11 protein-coding genes and 2 pseudogenes are annotated in these 19,347 nt (G+C 38.0%); 3 read left to right on the forward strand and 10 right to left on the reverse strand.

Going from position 1 to position 19,347, the window contains the following annotated elements:
- Positions 1–31: 31 nt before the first annotated feature.
- Together purU and AC0VZ4_RS04940 are read right to left on the reverse strand one after the other, a co-directional pair.
- Positions 32–862 (reverse strand): formyltetrahydrofolate deformylase, encoded by an 831-nt coding sequence (gene purU, locus AC0VZ4_RS04935; protein WP_007376083.1) that lies wholly within the window; start codon positions 860–862, stop codon positions 32–34.
- 205 nt (positions 863–1,067) lie between these two features.
- Positions 1,068–2,756, reverse strand: a pseudogene (locus tag AC0VZ4_RS04940) (hypothetical protein); the annotation flags it as partial.
- A gap of 96 nt (positions 2,757–2,852) precedes the next feature.
- Here AC0VZ4_RS04940 and AC0VZ4_RS04945 point away from each other — a divergent pair.
- Positions 2,853–4,112: an IS256 family transposase gene (locus AC0VZ4_RS04945; RefSeq protein WP_475439694.1), complete on the forward strand. Its 1,260-nt coding sequence runs from the start codon at positions 2,853–2,855 to the stop codon at positions 4,110–4,112.
- 10 nt (positions 4,113–4,122) lie between these two features.
- Here AC0VZ4_RS04945 and AC0VZ4_RS04950 read toward each other — a convergent pair.
- The 8 genes and pseudogenes from AC0VZ4_RS04950 to AC0VZ4_RS04985 form a co-directional block, all read right to left on the reverse strand.
- Positions 4,123–4,329: pseudogene (locus tag AC0VZ4_RS04950) on the reverse strand (hypothetical protein); the annotation flags it as partial.
- A 515-nt stretch (positions 4,330–4,844) separates the two neighbouring features.
- Complete coding sequence (gene pelG, locus AC0VZ4_RS04955) at positions 4,845–6,209, reverse strand: exopolysaccharide Pel transporter PelG (protein WP_475441084.1); 1,365 nt, start codon at positions 6,207–6,209, stop codon at positions 4,845–4,847.
- Positions 6,197–7,714: a GT4 family glycosyltransferase PelF gene (gene pelF, locus AC0VZ4_RS04960; RefSeq protein ID WP_475441085.1), complete on the reverse strand. Its 1,518-nt coding sequence runs from the start codon at positions 7,712–7,714 to the stop codon at positions 6,197–6,199. Before pelF ends, pelG begins: the two co-directional genes overlap by 13 nt.
- Positions 7,707–8,690 (reverse strand): protein PelE, encoded by a 984-nt coding sequence (locus AC0VZ4_RS04965; RefSeq protein WP_475441086.1) that lies wholly within the window; start codon positions 8,688–8,690, stop codon positions 7,707–7,709. Before AC0VZ4_RS04965 ends, pelF begins: the two co-directional genes overlap by 8 nt.
- The gene (locus tag AC0VZ4_RS04970; protein WP_475441087.1) at positions 8,683–9,984 is read right to left on the reverse strand and encodes a PelD GGDEF domain-containing protein; all 1,302 of its coding nucleotides are present in this window, start codon (positions 9,982–9,984) and stop codon (positions 8,683–8,685) included. Before AC0VZ4_RS04970 ends, AC0VZ4_RS04965 begins: the two co-directional genes overlap by 8 nt.
- The gene (locus AC0VZ4_RS04975; RefSeq protein WP_008134575.1) at positions 9,981–10,496 is read right to left on the reverse strand and encodes a hypothetical protein; all 516 of its coding nucleotides are present in this window, start codon (positions 10,494–10,496) and stop codon (positions 9,981–9,983) included. The genes AC0VZ4_RS04970 and AC0VZ4_RS04975 overlap by 4 nt, the downstream gene beginning before the upstream one ends.
- Before the next feature lie 14 nt (positions 10,497–10,510).
- Positions 10,511–13,795, reverse strand: a complete 3,285-nt coding sequence (locus AC0VZ4_RS04980) for a tetratricopeptide repeat protein (RefSeq protein ID WP_475441088.1) — start codon at positions 13,793–13,795, stop codon at positions 10,511–10,513.
- A complete protein-coding gene (locus AC0VZ4_RS04985; protein ID WP_475441089.1) occupies positions 13,795–16,503 on the reverse strand; it encodes a bifunctional glycoside hydrolase/polysaccharide deacetylase family protein in 2,709 nt (902 codons plus the stop codon). Before AC0VZ4_RS04985 ends, AC0VZ4_RS04980 begins: the two co-directional genes overlap by 1 nt.
- A 447-nt stretch (positions 16,504–16,950) precedes the next feature.
- On the opposite strand from AC0VZ4_RS04985, the gene AC0VZ4_RS04990 reads away from it, so the two are divergent.
- Positions 16,951–18,618, forward strand: coding sequence for a methyl-accepting chemotaxis protein (locus AC0VZ4_RS04990; protein WP_475441090.1), 1,668 nt, complete (start codon positions 16,951–16,953; stop codon positions 18,616–18,618).
- 109 nt (positions 18,619–18,727) lie between these two features.
- A complete protein-coding gene (locus AC0VZ4_RS04995) occupies positions 18,728–19,216 on the forward strand; it encodes a MarR family winged helix-turn-helix transcriptional regulator (protein WP_475441091.1) in 489 nt (162 codons plus the stop codon).
- Positions 19,217–19,347 lie beyond the last annotated feature (131 nt).

Consider the following 19,347-nt stretch of genomic DNA (forward strand, 5'->3'; position numbering starts at 1 on the left):
TATGTAGAATAATTAAGCAGTTGGAATAATGCTAAGAAAACACCACGGTTTTATTACCATTAATAAATAGCTTATGTTCTGAGGCAAGTTGAAGTGCTTTACAAAACACAGTCTTTTCAACATCTTTGCCCATTTTAGCCATCATTTCAGCGGTATTCGCATGTGTAACGCTGGTTACATCTTGCAAAATAATAGGACCTTCATCAAGCTCATTATTAACAAAGTGAGCGGTAGCACCAATAATTTTTACGCCACGCTCAAATGCTTGATGATAAGGTTTAGCACCTATAAATGCTGGCAAAAATGAGTGATGAATATTAATTATTTTACCTTCAAATCGACCCACAAATTCAGGACTTAAAATACGCATGTATTTGGCAAGGCCAATAATGTCAGGGTTGTAGCTGGCAATTAAATCGCCTACCTTTTCATCATGCTCGCTACGGGTTAACCCTTCGTGCGATACAACATGAAATGGCACACCAAACCCTTTAGCTAGCGGCTCTAAATCAGCATAGTTAGCAATTACAGCGAGTACTTCAATATTAAGAGTTTGTTCAAATTGCTTTAACAGCATACCACCTAAACAATGAGCTTCTTTAGTTGCCAATAAAACTACTTTAGTTTTTGCGCCGCAATGTAGCGCAAGTTTAGCCCCATCTGGCAACAATGCGCGTAGTTGATCTAAAAAGTCGCTTTGTGGCTCGCCTGTAAGCTCTGTACGCATAAAAAATCGCTGCGCGTCTTTATCTACAAATTCGTTGTTACGCGTAATGTTTAAATTATTTTTATGGCAAAGCCCTGTGATTTTAGCTATTAAGCCTACATCATCAGCACATTGGGTGGTTAGTATATAGCTCATTGTCCTCATTCTTACCCTGTAATTAATCCTTTCATTATTTGTGTTTTGGCACATAAAGCAAGGGCTTTGTGAACTAATCCAATATTAATCATGTTGTTGAGTGCAAAAGAGGTAATAAAGTTAAAAAGTCTTGAATAGAGGTTAAAAAAATGCCACCTAAGTTAACAAGGTGGCATTAATAAAAATTATCTAGGTTTCAGGTTAATTAACTCTTGGGCTCGGGAGATAAGTTTTCTTCTTGTCTTAAATATCCGGCAGCTTCTTCATCATCTTTCGCTATCGCTTGCTGAGTAGGTATAGCGCGCGTTTGTTGGTTTAATTGATGTATCTGTGACGCATTACCTAAATCGCGCTCACTGGTGATTGAGGCGATAGATTCGCGGTCTTTCAAGAACGCAATAACGTCTTTTTTGATTGCTTGTAATTGTCCTTCGTCTTTATGCATTTCCATAATATGGCGAGGATGTTCAAGGTTTTTCATACCTGTTGCAGCAAACGTAGTAGAAATAACACGAGAAACAATAATCCAAGGCGTTATGCTACTGCGTACTAAAGTATTTTCTGAGCGGGTACTATCGTGAATACCAGTACCTGTTGATATTTTAGACTCAGTAAAGGTACCTTCGCATTTAAAGTACACAAGCAGTGATTCAAATTGCATTTCGGCAAAAAACAGATGAGCCGTGTTTGTTAGCAATTGTGCAAATGCTTTAATAAGTATACCTATTAGCAATAAGTGAAAGCTTGTCATTAATAGCTCACTAAATTGAATAACATGCTGGTTATTAAATGCTTGTTTAAAGCTATTAATATTTGCCGCATCAATGTAATGGTAAATATTGATAAACGAATACGCTAAAAACACAGTAAATGCTAACGCTACAATATAAAGTAAGTTACCGCTCACCAAAGCAAGTAATCTCGCGAGTGTGAAGTTTTTACCTAAGTCCATTGAATGCAGTTTAGGCTGAATCTCTTGGATCATTTCACCCTTGAAACCGCCTTTGCCCTCTATTTGTTCTTGAAGCTTAGGGTCTAATTCTCTGTAAACTCTGTTAGGTACTTCTTTATAACGACGATTAGCCATTACTAGGTTATCGAGGTTTATGAAAATCTCGTCTGGATGAACAGACTCTTGCCAGTTTTCACGTAGTTCAGAAACTTCAGCTGAAGGGGTAACTGAATTTAAACGCGCTTTAATCATGATAAAAGCAAGCGCACAGCTTAGAGTCGCTAATATAATAATTGCAATTAAGTACATTCCAGCATGAAGACTAGGTAGTTGCTCAAGCCAGCTATCTATTTCTTGTTTACTAATGTGCTGCTCTTTCATCAACCATGACATAGAAAGACCAATAGCGATGGGTAAAATAAAAGATAACGAAATAATTTTAGCGAGTGCACCAGTACCAAGTGCTTCAATATTTTTTTCTGCATTTCGAGAGATAGGTTTACCTGTAGAGCGCCAAGAAAAAAGCACGTAAAACATTAATATTGCACTATAAACCGGAAATGCTAATTCCCCAGCTTCACCGGTAAAGCCCGACAAAGACACAAATGCAACAAGGCCATAAGCAATAAGGGCGACAAAGGTGCTTATCCATGAGCCAAATAATCGCTGGGCAACATTTCGAATAGGATATGGTAGAAACAATAACTTAGGGATTAAGCTGTGAAGTAAGCGTGATAAAAAACCATTAGGCTCTTTAAATGTACTGTTTTTACGACCAACCAGCATTTCTTCAAGTGATTGCGCTGTGTAGGCTACTTCTTTTTGTTCTTCTTGAGCGGTTGATGCTTGCGATTTACTGTAGTTATAAGCAAGTGAAGTTGGGTGGTTTCTACCTACAAAGTATTTAAGTGTTGCATAAATACCTGCCGATAGTGAGCGAAGAGCTATAGTCGTTTCTGGTGTATGAGAAAAAGTCATTGCGATGTAATCTGTTAATTGATCTTGACCAGATCAACAATTAACCAGAGAGACATCGCAATGACTGAAAATGATAATGTTATTTCCATTGAAAAACCAGACAATCCGTTAGAGCAGTTGCTTAAAAGCGGGGCGCAGCAGTTGTTAGCTCAAGCGATTGAGGCTGAGTTGGCTGTTTTATTGGCTCAATACCAGCATGAGACCGTCGAGGGACTTCAGCGGATCGTCAAAAATGGTCACCAGCCTGAGCGTACGATCCAAACAGGCCTTGGTGATATTGAGGTCAAAATACCTAAAGTCAGGGATCGAAAAAAGGAAGGCATTAAATTCAATAGTGCCTTGATCCCGCCTTATCTGAAACGGACAAAAAATATCGAAGAGCTGATCCCATGGCTCTATTTACGAGGAATTTCGACGGGTGATATGCAGCCCGCTTTAGTGTCTCTTTTAGGCGAGCAAGCCAAAGGTTTGTCGGCCAATAGTGTCTCTCGGTTGAAATCCACCTGGGAAACGGAGTATCAGCAGTGGTCTAAACGTTCCTTGGCTAAACGTCGATATGTGTATATCTGGGCCGATGGGATTTACAGTAAAATTCGAATGGATGATAAGCTGTGCTTACTGGTAATTATGGGGGTAGATGAAACGGGCAGAAAGGAGCTATTGGCGGTGGTTGACGGGGTTCGTGAGTCTGAGCAGAGCTGGACTGAAGTGTTAAATCAACTGCGCTCACAGGGTCTAACAATACCACCAAAATTGGCCATAGGGGATGGTGCGCTGGGGTTTTGGAATGCCCTCACCAAAGTATGGCCAACAACCCAACATCAACGTTGCTGGGTGCATAAAATCGCGAATGTGCTAAACAAAGTGCCGAAATCAATGCAACCTAAAATCAAAGCGAATTTACAAGATATCTGGATGGCAGAGAGTCGAGCTTCTGCTTATAAAGCGTATGATTTATTTGTTAAAAATTACTCAGTCAAATACCCAAAAGCGACGGATTGCTTGATGAAGGATAAAGATGAAATGCTGGCATTTTATGATTATCCTGCTGAGCATTGGATGCACATAAGAACGAGTAATCCGATAGAGTCAACGTTTGCGACGGTAAGGCTGAGAACGCATAAAGTGAAGAGTTGTGGCAGCCGGACAACCACCTTAATGATGGTTTTTAAACTCGCGCAGTCGGCAGAGAAAAAATGGTACCGCTTGCGAGGGTTTAAGTTACTGGCTGAAGTAATTACAGGGGTAAAATTTAAAGACGGCGAAAGAATAACTCAAGATCAAACAGAGCATCAAGATGAGCTCATACACCAGATTTGACAATAACTCGTGAGCGAATGCCGAATGCTAAAATAAGCATGCCAAACACCATTAAAATCCAACCTGCGGTTGTATCTTCTTTCACAGAGCCTGCAGCAATAACAAGTAAACTAATACCTGCTATAGACTCAATGAGTCCTCTTAATGCTGTTGCTTTACCTTCCAGTTTGAAGGGGTTTTTTAGTCCAAGATCAATCGATCCATAATCAAAAGCCATTGAATGCTCCTTTTAAACAGCATGCCCAATTAAAGGGATATAAGCGTAATTAAAATAATTAATACAGGTAAAGTATTTTTATCTTTGCTCTATTTTTGATTATATATCAATAAAGTCGTTCAGTTTAATGTTATTTTAAAGCGTAATATTCTATGATTTGAAATATACTTTTATACAGATTAAGTTAATTTGGTTTAAGAAGTGGTTTTGTAGGGGTAAATGATTTTTTGTCAAAAATTGGCCTGTTGTAAATTGGTGTTGGATATATATCTATTTTGGCTCAGGTGAGCTATGGATAGCACTTTTGAATTTTTACTCAAACACAAAGGCTGCACCGTGCAGCCTTTGTGTTTATACCAATTTTACTAAAAGCATGAGCCCTTTATTGAATTAAATAACTTACTATTTTCGTTGGGAGTTCTTTACATAATAACCAGCATCATAATTTTAGCTCGTTATTAAGCTATTTCTTTATCGCCATAATAGATTGCTAATTTAATGCAATTGTTGTCGTATTACTGCAGCATGAAAGTTTCGTATTCTAAGTTTTCAAATTGTCTCGACAACCAAAATAGACCAATAACGGAGCTAATTATGGTCGCTAAAGCAAAACCATAACCGTAAAATTGTGGCCCAAATGCAATTGATAAGTAAGTTAAAACAATATTAGTGAATAAAAACAGACCCGCCAGTATCATTACCGTAATACGTTTATCTAAATAGAATAAAATATTAAGAATTGATAGAAAGATAACTTGTACACCAACGCCTACAACATCTATAAATAAGAGGGTTTTATAGTTTGGATCAATACCAATAAAAGTTAGTATTTGCTCTCCCCATAATAATAAGCAAGCGACAGTAATTCCTTGAATTTTAAATATGTCGTAAAGACCACTGCGCGCAGTGCGGATCATATTATCTTTCAAATGATAAATTTCTTGTAACGTTGAGCCGTCGCGAATTGCAGAGTAAAAACGGTCATATTCTTCAACAAAGTCAGTTTCCATCCTTACTAAAAATACGGCCATACCTGGGATAATAGATAGGTAGGCTAAAAATATAGGTAAATCATAAATAGGGCTGGCTCTGAGAGTTCCAATAATTTGGATTGATGTACTTGGTGAATACCAAAAAATGATTTTATCGGCCCATACAGCGATGTTATAAAACAGGCCGCATAAAAATAGGCTGTAATACACTTTTTTATTGCTTAAAAAGTCAAAGCTTATAAGTTTTTCACCTGGGTAGCGGCGAATAATCATAAATAGAAAACTGAAAAATAATAAGGCTTCACCAGCAAAAAAGGCAAAAAACAACCCGTCTAACTGCCAGTCCCTAAGCAAGTAAGCCAGTAATACCATGAAAGCATAGCCGCTCAGCATCGTGACTAAAATCAGCCTGTATTCTTTCATGCCTGATAAAAATATTGCGCCAAGCCACTGATTACATAAGCTAATAAAGGCACTTAAAATAATCACTTTAGTCATAATGGGTAAAGGTAAAAATGGCCAAACAGCAAGACCGACCAATAGGGCGCCAATTGTAGTAATTAGTTGTGCGCCAAGTAGGTTTGGTAGCACTAATCCATTATCTTTTGTAAAAAATAAATCGGCAATGAAACGGGTTAGCATCAATTGCAGACCACCCGTTAAAATAAGCGATGCGGCCATCATATAGGTTACAAGCGTTAAGAACTGAATGATCAACACTTTCGGTAGCACAATACCTAAACTTAAAATGCCAATCAGCATAAGCGCGATAATTGACAGTAGCCACGGGCCAGAACCAATTAACCCAGCGTAACTATAAGCTTCAAATACTGAAAGTAAGGTGTTTTTTTTGAGAATTTTTCGTATCTCAAAACCTATTCCGGCCATGACATTGCATCCTTATAAAGTGTGTCGTATTGCGCAAACATATGGCTTTCGTCATAAAACGCTTTTACGCGCTTAAGACCACTCGCTTGATACTCATGCCACTTTTCGTCGTTATTTAAGATATTTGATATTTGCTTTGCTGTTTCGCTAGGAGAGGCGATTGATACAACGTCTCCGGCTTTGCCAAGTGCTTTGTCTTCGTCAGTTGCGCCTTCAATAATCTCTCGGCACGAACCAACATCACTTGCAAGGACTGGAACGCCAGCTGCCATCGCTTCTAGTAGTACTAAAGGTTGTGCTTCAGAAATAGAGGTTAGTGCAACGATACCTAATTTAGGCAGTATTTCAGCTATATTTTGCATACCTAAAAACGTAACGTTATTTTCTAAATCTAAACTGCTGACAAGTAATTGACATTCTTTGTAATATTGAGGGTCTTCTTCGTATGGGCCAATAATCCAGCCTTCAATTTTAGGTATACTAGACTGAACCTCTTTGATTGCACGGATAAAAGTTTTAATATCTTTTATAGGCACTACACGACCAATTAAGCCTACCGTGAGTGGAATCGTTTTTGGACGCTGTGCAAGTGCTTCAATAAAACGCGATGTTTTAATACCATTTGGCACCACGCGTGTTTTTTCTGGTGCGGCGCCATCTTTTATTTGTCGTTGTCTATTACCATCATACAAAGAAATTATTTTATCGGCTTCTTGATAAGATGTTCTGCCGATCTGCTCAAAGAAACTAATCCACATTCTGCGAATAAAGCCCATTTCGGTATTTAAATTTTTACCTAATACTTGCTCGGACTCTTTGATCCAGCTGGCTTGAATAAGGTCTATTTTACGCTCTTTGGTATAAATACCATGTTCGGTTAGTAAATACGCAGTGTTGCTAATTGCGCTTGCACCAGAACCTAGGAATCCCGCATAGCCTGTTGATATTGAATGTATAAGTTTAACATTAGGTAATTCGCGAGCTATCTCTGCTATTTTAAACAGCGGTTTGTATAAGTTACGATACGACCAAAAGAAATCGATAAATGATGATTCATCACAGTAGGTTAAATAATATTTTGCGAGAACTTGCCATGAGGATTCACTATACAAAAAGTCGGCTTCGTTTATGCCGTCTTTTTGGGCAAGCTTTTTAAAAGCAAACTTTAGTAACTCGCTAGGGATCGGTTCTTTAGAGTCTCGGAAATAGTTTTGCAGTTGTTGCCAAAATTCGAACAACTCTTTTTTATACTTTATGCCATATTTTGCTTTTATTTCAGAGGCGTTGTTTTCAACTAAATAATGAACATGTAATTTGGTTACATTTTTAGGTAATGTATATTGAATTTCACCATAATGCTCAGGTGCACCGCCCAAAAAAACCAGCTCAAAGTTATAGTGTGGTAAGCCTTCAATAATTTGATGGACCCAGCTCGATACGCCGCCTCGGACATAGGGGTAAGTGCCTTCTAAAAGCAGTAATACATCAGCGCTTGGTTTAGGCATTCCAATACTCCTGTAAATGGCGTAACTCGCTACCCTTTGGTTGCTCTGGTAGTTCTTTTAAATAACGTTTACAGTCATCGAATTTATTCATACAAAAAGCAACTTCAGCTTTATAGGGCAAAACATGACGACGTGCCATACCAAGGTCTGTGGCTTGTGCTAAATGACTAAGTGCAAGTTCATATTTTCCAAGAGCTAAACAAAGCCGGCCCAAAAATACAAAGGTTGCAGGCTTTTTCATATATTCGATGCTTTGCAAGGAAAGTGTTTCTGCTTTTTTTAACACGTATTCTCGCAATGCACCTTGTGCCAATCCTAAGTAACTAAGTTCCCAATATATTTCAGCTAATTGTTGTTGCAAGTTACTCAGTTTTGGTTGCTGAGTCGTTAACAATATCTCTTGCTGATATAGGCCTATTTTTTCGTTTAACTTAGTTTCTTTAGCATCGAGAGTGGAGTAAGCAAGCAGACGAATATCATCTTCTAAGTCTTTAAGGGCGAGTTTTAAAATAGGAATTGCCTGCGTATCACTCATGTGACGTGCAGCCATTACTGCACTAAGACGTTTGTTTGGCTCACTTGCATACTTGAGGATCGCTTTCAATCCACCCATCGAATAGGTTGGATTAGCTGAAATACTACGAACTTCAAAAGGGAGACCTGGGATTTTGTGTTCTTGTATTTCAATATCATTATTTTTAAGCGGTTTACACAAAGCAAACGTGAGTGCGAACATAACGCCTAAAATACCAAATAGAGGAAGCGTAAACAGTAGTGAAAATAACAGTAATAGGGCACCAAATAATGTACTTTTGTATTTAGCTGGAATGACAATATAGCTTACAAAAGTAAAAAGCATACTTGCTATAGCATGTAATAAAATAGCGATAAGCCAATTGGGTGTATCAAGTGTTTCTATTAAAGCAAAATATTCACATATAAATCCCACTATTACAGAAATGACAATTCTAATCATGAAGTGTTACCAGTGGCTTAATCGCATCTTTACTAATTGGTAAAGCAATTTGTTGTTCAATAACGATATCTAATTCAGCTAAATTTTTACCTGTACGTTCTTTACTCCACCCATTTATACGCGTTATAAAACCGTCTTTTTCTAATTCATCAGTAAGTGGCATAAGTATTAACAGAGTTTGCTTCTCATCATCATATAAGTAAATATCTAAGCCTCGACGGGCTTCCGTTAAATACTCCATAAGTTGACGGGATTCGTTGGTAATATTTAATGTTTTAACTTTTAATAAATGTGCAGGAATTTTGTAGCGTTTAGCTTCTTTGTTAGCTCGTTTTACTTGGCGAACAAAGTACGGAGATTCTTCGCTAGTCATTATCGGGTTGGTTATCTCATGTCGAAGTAAGTCTCCAACGTGTCCGGCCATTACGGCAAGTAAAGTAAGCGTGTTTTCTTTGAGCGCAAAAAACTGTACTTTTTCGACTAAAATAGCGCCATAAATGGTATCGTTTACATCAATAAGTGGAATTGCGATATGGTATTTACTGCTACCTAAATAAACTTTAGAGCTTTTAACCGACACCAGTTCTTTTTCTTCAAACATAGCAAGGATTAGTGGGTCAGATGTTATTGGCGAAGTCATTTTACCAATAACAGCAAGAGGGGGCTCCACTATATTATTGTTTTCCACTTTATATAGTCCGGCCTTTTCTAATGCTCCATACTCTACAAATAAATTGATAATCACTTGCGCTGCACTATCTAAACGTCTTTCTTTAAGTTGGCCTATAGATGCTCTTACAGCTTGCAATGACTCCCTTAAACTCAATGTATGCCCAGCTAACATTTGTTCTATTCGATCGTGTGAGGAGCTAATTAAATGATATTGACGAGTGAATTTTTCAAGCCGATCAGACACATACTCTAGTTGAATAGTCTGTTGTTGATTAGTACGCTCCCAAACATCCCTAAATTCACCCGCGATCATAATTACAATAGTATAGCCAATCATGGCGTTGATATTGAATTCGCTTTGAGGTGCTAATATATCGCTTTGCAACAACAGTAATTGGCCTACGAGTAAAGTTAAAATGCTGATAAAACCTTTAGAGGACCCATAACGCAAAGCAACCAGTAAAGGCCCTAATACAGGCCAAGAAAACCCTTCTTGCGTCCAAAAAGGATCCTCGGCATTAAACAGAACAGGCAGGCCTAAAGCCAATGTGGTAAATATAATTACCTCAGCCCATGTCTGTAGTTCAGGGACTTCTCTTGGGCGAAAGAAATGTGTTTTCACTCACTAACCTCTATATAAGAAATTAAGTCGGCAATTACATCTTGTGCCGTTGCTGCAATGCTATCGCGTCCCCAACCACTTTTTGCAATTGTTCCTGTCCATATCGGTGTGGTTTGGCCGTTCGCAGTTAACGATAAAGTAAGAGCAACAACGGGTTCGCCATCAAGACCAGCTTTGTAGCGCCACTCTTCAATGCTACCGGTGAGTAGATAATCCGCTTGTTGAGTGCTTAGCCATTGCATGGCGTTATCTAAACGATATTGATCGTCAAGTGGTGGTAGCTCCTTATTGCTATTTCTGGGTGCGCGAAGAAGCGTTGGTAATTTATTTTGTTGCCAAATACTTGTTAAAATGTCTTCAGCACGCTCACCAGCGAGAGGTGTTTGAGCATGATTTACTAGCGGTAATAAGGCAACTGTTGTTGATGGGTTTATTTCTACATCATCAGCAACTCTACTCGTTGTACAGGCTGATAGTAATAAAACTAGACATGGTATAACTAAGCGAAACATATTTTCTCCTAACATTAAAAATGTACGTAATATCCTAATTGTAACTGTGTATCTGAATTACCAACCTTATTACTACTTTGGTAACCCAGCTGTAATTTAAATAAATCATCACCTAAAATAGACCAACCAGCGCCACTTGAAACAGACACATCAATATCATCGTTGATAGTTTGGTAACCGGTGCTTATATCAAATAGCCATGATGGGCTAGTACCTAAATAGGGCGGTTCTAGTGAGCTGGTTGAGGAAAATGAGGTACCGAGCGCAAAGCGTCTAAATGGCTGAAGTTCTATATTTAATGGGGCATCGTTACCTGTATTTATAAGCGTGTTCACTTGTTCAAAATCTTGCCACTGCGCGCTAAAATAAGCAGTCCAAATTGGCCTATCTTTTAAAATACGGTATTGGTATCGGGCGTTATACTCTTGCCCGTTGATGAGTGAACTTCCACTATCTCGTCGTAAAAAAGACATTATAGCGGCCGATAATTGCATGTTTTGTTGACCATCAATATTATAGTTTACATAGGCCGTAGCTTTGTTAAGTTGCGCAAAACTAAGTAAGGCCTCTGACTGGCGATTTTCAACATTGTGTTCAAGCTTTAAACCAACTTGTGTACGAGAATCCCATTGATAGCGAGAATCTAAGCTAATACCCTGACGATTTGCTAAACGACCTTGGTGGGAATCAATTTTTGCATCGAAATACCAGCGACCCCATGTCATTTTATTTTCTACAGCAAACAGTAATCCATTATTATTAAAGTTTTTCTGATTACTTAGGCTTAGTTTCCACTGGCCATTGGCATAAGGAAAGTAAACACTTACATCGTATTGGCTACTGTTTAATCCGGCCTCAGGCGATAAATTAATTTCAAGTGCTCTAAAGTATGAGCCTCGGGCATTACGAACCAAACTTAATTGTAATTCGCTCGGCTCAGTTGTTAGTTCTTCGTACCAACGCTGCATTGTTGCGTAGGGTTGTCTGAGGTAGAGAAGTGCATTTAACTTATCTTCTTCGGTTAGTGCATTTTGCGTTATGAGCTGTTTAATTTTATTAAACTCGCCATTAGTCATGTAAAGTTGTAGTTTTTGCCAAGGAGCTAACTTTTGTGCTGCTCGTCGTGCTAACCACCAGTTTGTTTGAGGCTCGCCAATTGTCTCGGGTGCTAGTTCATCCATTGAGTTAAGTTGCATTAAATGTGGAATAGCCATCGCACCTGCCCAGCGGTACATTAAGCCTCGGTAGGCGTATTTATCTTTAGGTAAATGTTGTAATAAATAATGATTAAGTTCGGTGGCATTTGCGTAATAACCAAGCTGTTTCATCACATCAGCTAAGTTAACCAGGGTTGTTAAGTCGTTTGGATCAGCCAGTGCTAACTTTCGTAAGTAAAAGTAAGCGCTATTATATGATTTTTCATGAATCGATAAGCTAGCTAACAGTTGCGTCCAGCCGTGAGTAGTCTCATCTTCTGAATGATTATCTATAATACGTTTTATCATTACTGTATCGTGCATTTGCAGTGCTAACCAACCTTGTGCAAGCACCACGTCTGGATTGTACTCACTTAGTTTTGCTGCGCGGTTTAAAGTGGTATAGGCTGAATTTAAATCGCTTTTTTTTTGATACCAGTTTGAGAGTATTAACCAAGCAGGATAAAGTGCTTTATTATAGCGCTGCTTTTCGAGTTCTTGGTGGATACGTTTTATCGATTCTTCATCATCAACGTGTGAACTCAATAATGCAACTTGGATTAATTGTCTAATTGTAAGCGATGGTTGCTGCCATAGGTAATTGAGAAGGCCTTGAGGATTGTTCTCAAAGCGCAGTTGTTGATAGTGCAACATATCACCTACACTGAGCTCACTAATGGTCATTAATTGTTCGAGCGCATAAAGCTCTTCTTTTTTATTTTGAACTCGTAATGCCATATCAACGCGTGCAGTCCAAAATTCAGTGTCTGTACTTTGTTGTTTTTGCTTTAAAATGGTAAGTGCGGTTGAAAAATCATCGATAAGCCAAAATGATCGGGCAAGCCATAATAGATCTTCTTCATTTTTTGGACCTTGGTATGTTGGCCATAGTGATCTTAAGCCTTTTAAGTTACCAGTATCGTGCAGTACTTTAGCCTTCCAGTATTGTGATAACACACTTTTACCACTAATTTGTTCAAATCGTTCAATATGATTTAGCTCTTTTTTTGCATTGCCGATGAACTCATTGGTTTGCATCCATTTAGCAAAACCATTGCCTTTTAACTGCCTATTTTGCGCTTTGTATTCGTAAATATCATTTGCATCTTGATACAAATAAAGAGAGGTTGCATCGTTTATGCTATCACTAAGCATGGCTGGTGTTACTGCATGGTTTGCCATTAACCACTTAAATTCATTAAGTGCTTCGCTGGGTTTATTTTGCCAACGTTTTACTTTCCAATTTAGTAAATGGAGTTCTTTGTTATTTGGACTTTTTATTAGTAATTTTGCGAGTAATTGTTCGGCACCTTTTGCATTACCATTGGCTAAGCGTAAATACATTGCCTTAGTTAAATAGTGTGTATTATTAGGGGTAGCTTTTAGTAGAGCTTCTACCGCATCTGCAGCATCTTCTGTATTGCCGGCTAAGTCAGCTAAATAAAGAGTACGTTCAGTGTTAGCTTGGTCACCATACTTTTTCCACCAAATATAGGCTTGCACAGGGTCATTTGCGCCAAGCGCTGTTTCAATTGCTTTTTCAGCTATATTTGCGTGTATACCTGCTTTATAAATGACTAATGCTTTAACTGGTTCGCCTGCACTTAACCAGTAATCAGCGGCGAGTAATGGCTTGTTTTTTAGCTGGTAGTACTGTGCAACACTTATATTTAAGCCAAGCGCTTTAGCTATGCTTAGCACTTGTTCATTCCAATTTTTATGGGCCTTTATTTTTAAAGATAACTCTTCAAATCTATCATCTATATTTGCACCACTTGCTAACCATAATGAGTAAAGTAGTTTGATTTCAAGTGTCGCTTTGCGCTCACTTTTAGGTAACTTTGCAAGCTCAATTGTCGCTTGTGCGTATTCGCTTAGCTCTATGTGTAGCTCAATTAGCTTAGCGCGTAGTTTTTCATTGTCAGGGTCAGTATTAAGCGCTGCATTTAGGTACGATGTTTCAAAAGTATAATCTTGTGAAAGCGTATCATCTTCAAAAAATAAGGTATGCGGAAATAACGCATAAAGTGCAAAGCAACTTACGGCTAATATCGTTAATATTGTTTTTATAGATACTAACTGAGGGCGTTTTTTAGAATTCATTATGGGGCAGTCCCAGCACAGTTAAGGTAGCCATAAAAGTCACCCATAGGTATTTTGAAATGCGTTAATTTACCGTGAGTGATACCTTTAAAGTGCTCTCCCAAATGAGATGTAAATTGACATTCACGTCCATTCATTAAATCAAGTGAAGCGGGTACCCAAGCTTTAAAGCTTACTGCGCCATTTACCTGCCAATTATCGATAACCACATTAGCAGAAGCTAAATAAGGCTTACTATTATTTTGGCTGTGATCAAAGCTAAGGCGGGCAATATTATTGATAATATGTACGTAGTCGCCTTTTTGAGTTACACCAGATATCCCTTCACTTTGGGCTATATTTGGTATATCAAAATCGCTAGGTATTCGTAAAGTACGAATATGTTTTGAGCTAAATAGCCATTCATCGTCATTATTTTTTGCTAATGCAGAGAAATAAAAATCTTTTGCGATTTTTGCAAAATGACTCAAATGTACAGGTGTATTTGGCCGTGCTAAAACATAGTCTATATTGTGTTTTAAGGCATCGAGACCAGCAGGTATTTCCCCCGAATAAAAGTGATAATAAATAGTGTAAGGCTTTAATCTGTATGGTTTTTCTGTTATTTCAAATGTTTCGGTTAAACGTTTAAACCCATAATAAGGCCCGTGCCATAAATTAGTGAATACATTTTCATTCAAGATAGGAGCATAAATTTGATATAACAGGTCGCGCTCAGGTCGCCCAATTGGCGATATATGAGACAGGCTAGGGTTATCGGCATTTGCATCGGTGTTGCCGCCATTAATGTTTAATACACCCGCGTTACGGGCAAGTTCAAGTGCTTTTGGCCCAGGTGTTGCGTCACCAGACCACAGCATTAATACTGTTTTTTTATTTTTTGGTGCCAGCTTTTCGTCAATGTATTTTATAGAGCCCGTAATTTCTTTTTTTAAACTTATAGTGTCGTATCCTGGCACATCAAGATGAAAACCATAGTCGGTGTTATCCTCATCTATTTTTTTCCGACCAGAGAGTGCGGTCCAAAAATAAGGGTGACTATAAGTATGAGATGCAATTTCAACATAGGGTAAATCGAAAATACTGCGCGCAATACGTTCTAATTTAGGACTCGCTTTTGAGTGAAGTCCAGTCGCTTCAATATCTGCTTGAATAATTGATGATGTTAAAGGGAGTTTATAGTGTTTAATTATTTCATCGCGGATCACTTCTGCCGAATAAGGTCTACCTGTAAAATTTGCAATACTTGAAAAACCATCACCATCAATATGTAGAGTAAGCATGCGCCTACCACTTTCAGTTGTTGTATCGGGGACTAAGATAGGCGGGAGCTCCATCGCCTTTGTCAGCAATGTACGAGGGTCGATAACCCACTTACTACCTTCCATCGGAAAAGTATCAATTAGCCAAGGGGCAACCACCACAGCACCATATTTTGTTTTTGCACTTTGCACAACAATGCTGCCATCAGCCGCTTTTATATTAATAAGCGCAGTGGCATTTGGCGCTAGTTTCAGTAAATATGGTTTTACTATTGGTGGTGGTGTCGCGGCTTCGCCTTTGAACCATGGGGCAAAGTAATTTAATTCATAAGGAGCAGGGGGTAATACATTGAGTGCTTCTACACCTAGTTTGATTAGTAGTGTAGTCGAAAGCGGTAATTCTCCCATAACTAACAAAGGGACAGCGCCTAAATTTGTTTCTAGCCAATTAGTTATCGCCGGGGTATAAAAAGCATCACTGGTAGTCCATGCAATAACGCCAGCATGTAAACTTGGATCTATGAGAGGAAGCGCTCTTTTTGCTACATCAATGTAATCAGGGATATACCCCAAATACTCAATCATGGTTGCAAGTTTTAAGTGCACCGTAGTATAGATAAGTGGCTTAATATCACTATTGTAAGGAATTAGAATACGCCTAGCTATTGGTGTGATATTTGACGTTCCCCATGTTTGTAGGTGTCCGTCAGTTATCCAAGGTGCATAACCGTTTTTTATTATTTTTTGAGCCATAGCAAGGCGATTTTTGGGCTTTGCATAATCAATCACTTGTACATTAAAGCCCAAGTTTTTTGCTGTATTTAATTGTGCAATTAGCCATGTTTGATCACTTTCGGCAGTGAGTTTGTAGCTATTATCAAGAGGATTGTAATGGCTATATAACCCCTCCGCTACTAAATCAGTTGCGAACCCTTTTAACTTGGGAAGTAGTTCAAACCCACGATTGAGTATTAAATGTTTATCAAATGAGCTTGAGAGGTCCTCAATAATTGAAATTAGCCCAGCTTGTTGGTCTGCTTTATTGCTTGTTGTATCTAATAGCTGATAGCTATCTAGTGTATCTAAGAATAAGCCAGTGAAACCACGGTCTTTTAAATCATTAGCGCTGTTTTTTATGTGTTTATGCCAATACGTAGAAGTTAAATCGGAAATATGGCTATTCCAATTGGGATTAACAACAAGTGATGACGTGTTTTTTTCGAATGACTCACCCACACTAAGATAAGCATAAACAGCAATGTTACGCTGCGTAAGCCAATTAAGCTCATGCTCTGTGATTAATTCTGGTTGCACTACAACACGAGAATAAAATGTCATTTCAGCAAGAGGCATCGGTGCTGAATAATAAAAAGCAGTGCTGTTGTTTATTGGCTTGGCGAATACATGAGCAGAAATTAAAAGCGTAAAATATAGAATGTACTTCATTGATGTTTCATTTTGGTTGGGATTAAACAGAGATAAGAAATGACGTGCGTTCCGATTTTGTGATAGGTAATTCGTATTAGTAAGATAGGGTGATTATATGTTAATAAAAATAAAAAGACTACATGATTGTCCCTAAGTTTCATCTTTGTTTTCGTTGTTTTACTTGTTGGTGGGAGTAATTGGTTAGGTCTATTACTTTGCTTAATACTAAGGTCGCAATATTTTAGGTGTTGAAATGTATGCCTTACAACTATAATATGCACAAAATCGCCAAGGTTGGTTTGGCTCTTACCTCGACTTTTACCTTTAATATTTACACGCTTCGTAAATATTAAGTTGTATGTAAATAAACTAATTTACCTTTATCAGTGAGCATAAAATAAAAAGTATCTTTTGTTATTTTATGTTGTTGCTGTTTAAATTTACTGCCTTAGATTTGGAGAAATAATGAGTAATTTAAGCTTAAAAAACAAATTGTTGTTATTAGCTATTTTACCACTGATGTTACTTTTAACTAGCTTAATGCTGAGTTCTTATTATTTAGAGTCTAAAAATCAGCAGCAAAATTTTGATTCATTTAAGACTAAATTGATCAAAGATAAACAGAATTTATTAAGTACAGAAATCGAAATTGCGAGCAAAATTGTTCGTCATCAATTAGATACTGGCTCTGCCCAAGATGCTAAAAATGCGCTTAGAAACTTAACCTTTGGTCAAGGGGGTTACTTTTTCATCTATGATACAAACGGCGTTAGTATTTTTCATGCGTTATTAGGTGATGCCAGTGAAGGGCAAAATAAAATAGGGATGACAGACCCCAATGGTAAAAAAATTATAGTCGGGTTACTCGAACAGGCTCAAAAAGGTGGTGGCATATTTAACTACCACTTTCAAAAACCTAATACGACAGGCCTAGTAGAGAAAATGAGCTATTCTGCCATGATCCCAGGAACTAATTGGATGGTTGGCACTGGCGCATATATGGATGATATAGAAGCAGAGCTAATTAAATACGAAGTAACGATGCAAGAGCATATGAATGATAGAGTAATTACATTATTGCTAATTGCTTTATTTTGGGTTGTTTTAACGATTGCATGTGCATTGGTTGCGGCGAATACCATGGTTAAGCCAATTCAAAGAATGGTGCAGAGCCTTGACGACATAGCAAAAGGTGAAGGCGATTTAACTAAGCGCCTAGAGATAGACACGAATGATGAAATTGGTCAATTAGGTGAGGCATTTAATGTTTTTGTCAGTAAGCTACACGGTATTATTGCGAATGTGGTTGATGTTACACATGATGTGAAATCAGCATCCAGTGATATAAATAAACAAACACGACTAATTGAGGGCAAGCTACTCAATCATAATCATGAAACAGAGTTAGTTGCGACCGCAATTACTGAAATGTCTGCCACATCACATGAAGTTGCACAAAATACTACGCAAGTTGCTGTATCAACTCAGGCTGCAACACAGGAAGTTGCTAAAGCACAAGAGTGTGTTGATATTTCACTCAGCGAAGTATCAAAATTAATGGATGAAATAAACGTCGCTGCTGAACAGGTTGATTCACTGAGCGAGCAGTCTAAAAAAATTAATAGTGTGCTGAGTGTTATCGGCGGTATTGCAGAACAGACAAACCTATTAGCACTTAATGCCGCAATAGAGGCCGCTCGTGCTGGTGAATATGGTAGAGGGTTTGCTGTTGTTGCAGATGAAGTTAGAAGCTTGGCGAGTCGTACGCAAGTGAGCACACTTGAAATTAATGAAATGCTGAGTGAACTACATAATCTAGTGTCCTCAGCGGTAGGTGCAATGCAAGCAAGCCAACAAAGCTGTAATCGTTCAGTTGAGTCATCACGAGCTATATCCGATAGTTTAGGATCGGTTACCAATTCAGTGACATCAATTAACGATATGAGTACGCAAATTGCGACAGCCGCTACGGAACAAAGTAGTGTAACAGAAGAAATAAATCGCAATGTATATGCTATCCAAGAAATAGTTAATGAGCTTACAGTGTCGAGTAAAACAACGTCATCAGTTAGTGAACACTTAGCCGGAAGAGGTGAAAGTTTAGGGCAATTAGTTGGGCAGTTTAAAATTTAGTACTTATGTATTTACCGTTATTAAAGCCGCTAACTGCGGCTTAACCTTATTGGTAAGTTTTACAATTTTTTAAAGTAGATCGTAAATAGACTAAATTGAGTGGATTTTAATGCAAAGTATGACATCAATTAAACGCTGTACTCGCGATGAATTGGTCCCTGAAAAAGACCTAGGACGTTTGGTATCTTTTTTACGCTCAACGCTGGTTACGCATATTGATACCAAATTACTTCCTATGGATTTAACTTCTGCGCAGTACATAGTTGTTGTGTTGCTAGCTAAAGAGTCTGTTAATACGCTTGCTGGGCTTTGTGAGCATATGGTTTATGACCGAGGTGCAATGAGTCAACTATTAAGCCGTCTTGAAGAAAAAGGCTTAATAGCTAAAACACAATGTGAGTTTGATAAACGCTCAACCATTTTATGTTTAAGTGAAAAAGGAAAAGCACTTTACCCAGAAATAATGCCAGTAGTAAACGAAGTATATACTCAGGCATTAACTGGTTTTTTAGAATCTGAAAAAAAACAGTTAATGGATTTGCTGTTCAAAGCAATAAATAACCTAGAATCACTGCCTCAAACAGTCTCTAAAAAATAGATTATCAATAAAATAGCGATACTGTTTCAATAGAAAATCAAGACCCTAAACATGTGATTCCGTTGTAGGTAAAATCGAACTTTGATAATATAGTTGCCTAGGCAATCAAGATTGTTATCTTGTGAGGTTTG

The sequence above is a fragment of the Pseudoalteromonas sp. QJM3NY_22 genome, assembly GCF_056173065.1.

Excerpts from the sequence above, each read along its gene's own strand:
- purU (WP_007376083.1), bottom strand. The coding sequence starts at position 862 with ATGAGCTATATACTAACCACCCAATGTGCTGATGATGTAGGCTTAATA.
- AC0VZ4_RS04945 (WP_475439694.1), top strand. The coding sequence starts at position 2,853 with ATGACTGAAAATGATAATGTTATTTCCATTGAAAAACCAGACAATCCG.
- pelG (WP_475441084.1), bottom strand. The coding sequence starts at position 6,209 with ATGGCCGGAATAGGTTTTGAGATACGAAAAATTCTCAAAAAAAACACC.
- pelF (WP_475441085.1), bottom strand. The coding sequence starts at position 7,714 with ATGCCTAAACCAAGCGCTGATGTATTACTGCTTTTAGAAGGCACTTAC.
- AC0VZ4_RS04965 (WP_475441086.1), bottom strand. The coding sequence starts at position 8,690 with ATGATTAGAATTGTCATTTCTGTAATAGTGGGATTTATATGTGAATAT.
- AC0VZ4_RS04975 (WP_008134575.1), bottom strand. The coding sequence starts at position 10,496 with ATGTTTCGCTTAGTTATACCATGTCTAGTTTTATTACTATCAGCCTGT.
- AC0VZ4_RS04980 (WP_475441088.1), bottom strand. The coding sequence starts at position 13,795 with ATGAATTCTAAAAAACGCCCTCAGTTAGTATCTATAAAAACAATATTA.
- AC0VZ4_RS04985 (WP_475441089.1), bottom strand. The coding sequence starts at position 16,503 with ATGAAGTACATTCTATATTTTACGCTTTTAATTTCTGCTCATGTATTC.
- AC0VZ4_RS04990 (WP_475441090.1), top strand. The coding sequence starts at position 16,951 with ATGAGTAATTTAAGCTTAAAAAACAAATTGTTGTTATTAGCTATTTTA.
- AC0VZ4_RS04995 (WP_475441091.1), top strand. The coding sequence starts at position 18,728 with ATGCAAAGTATGACATCAATTAAACGCTGTACTCGCGATGAATTGGTC.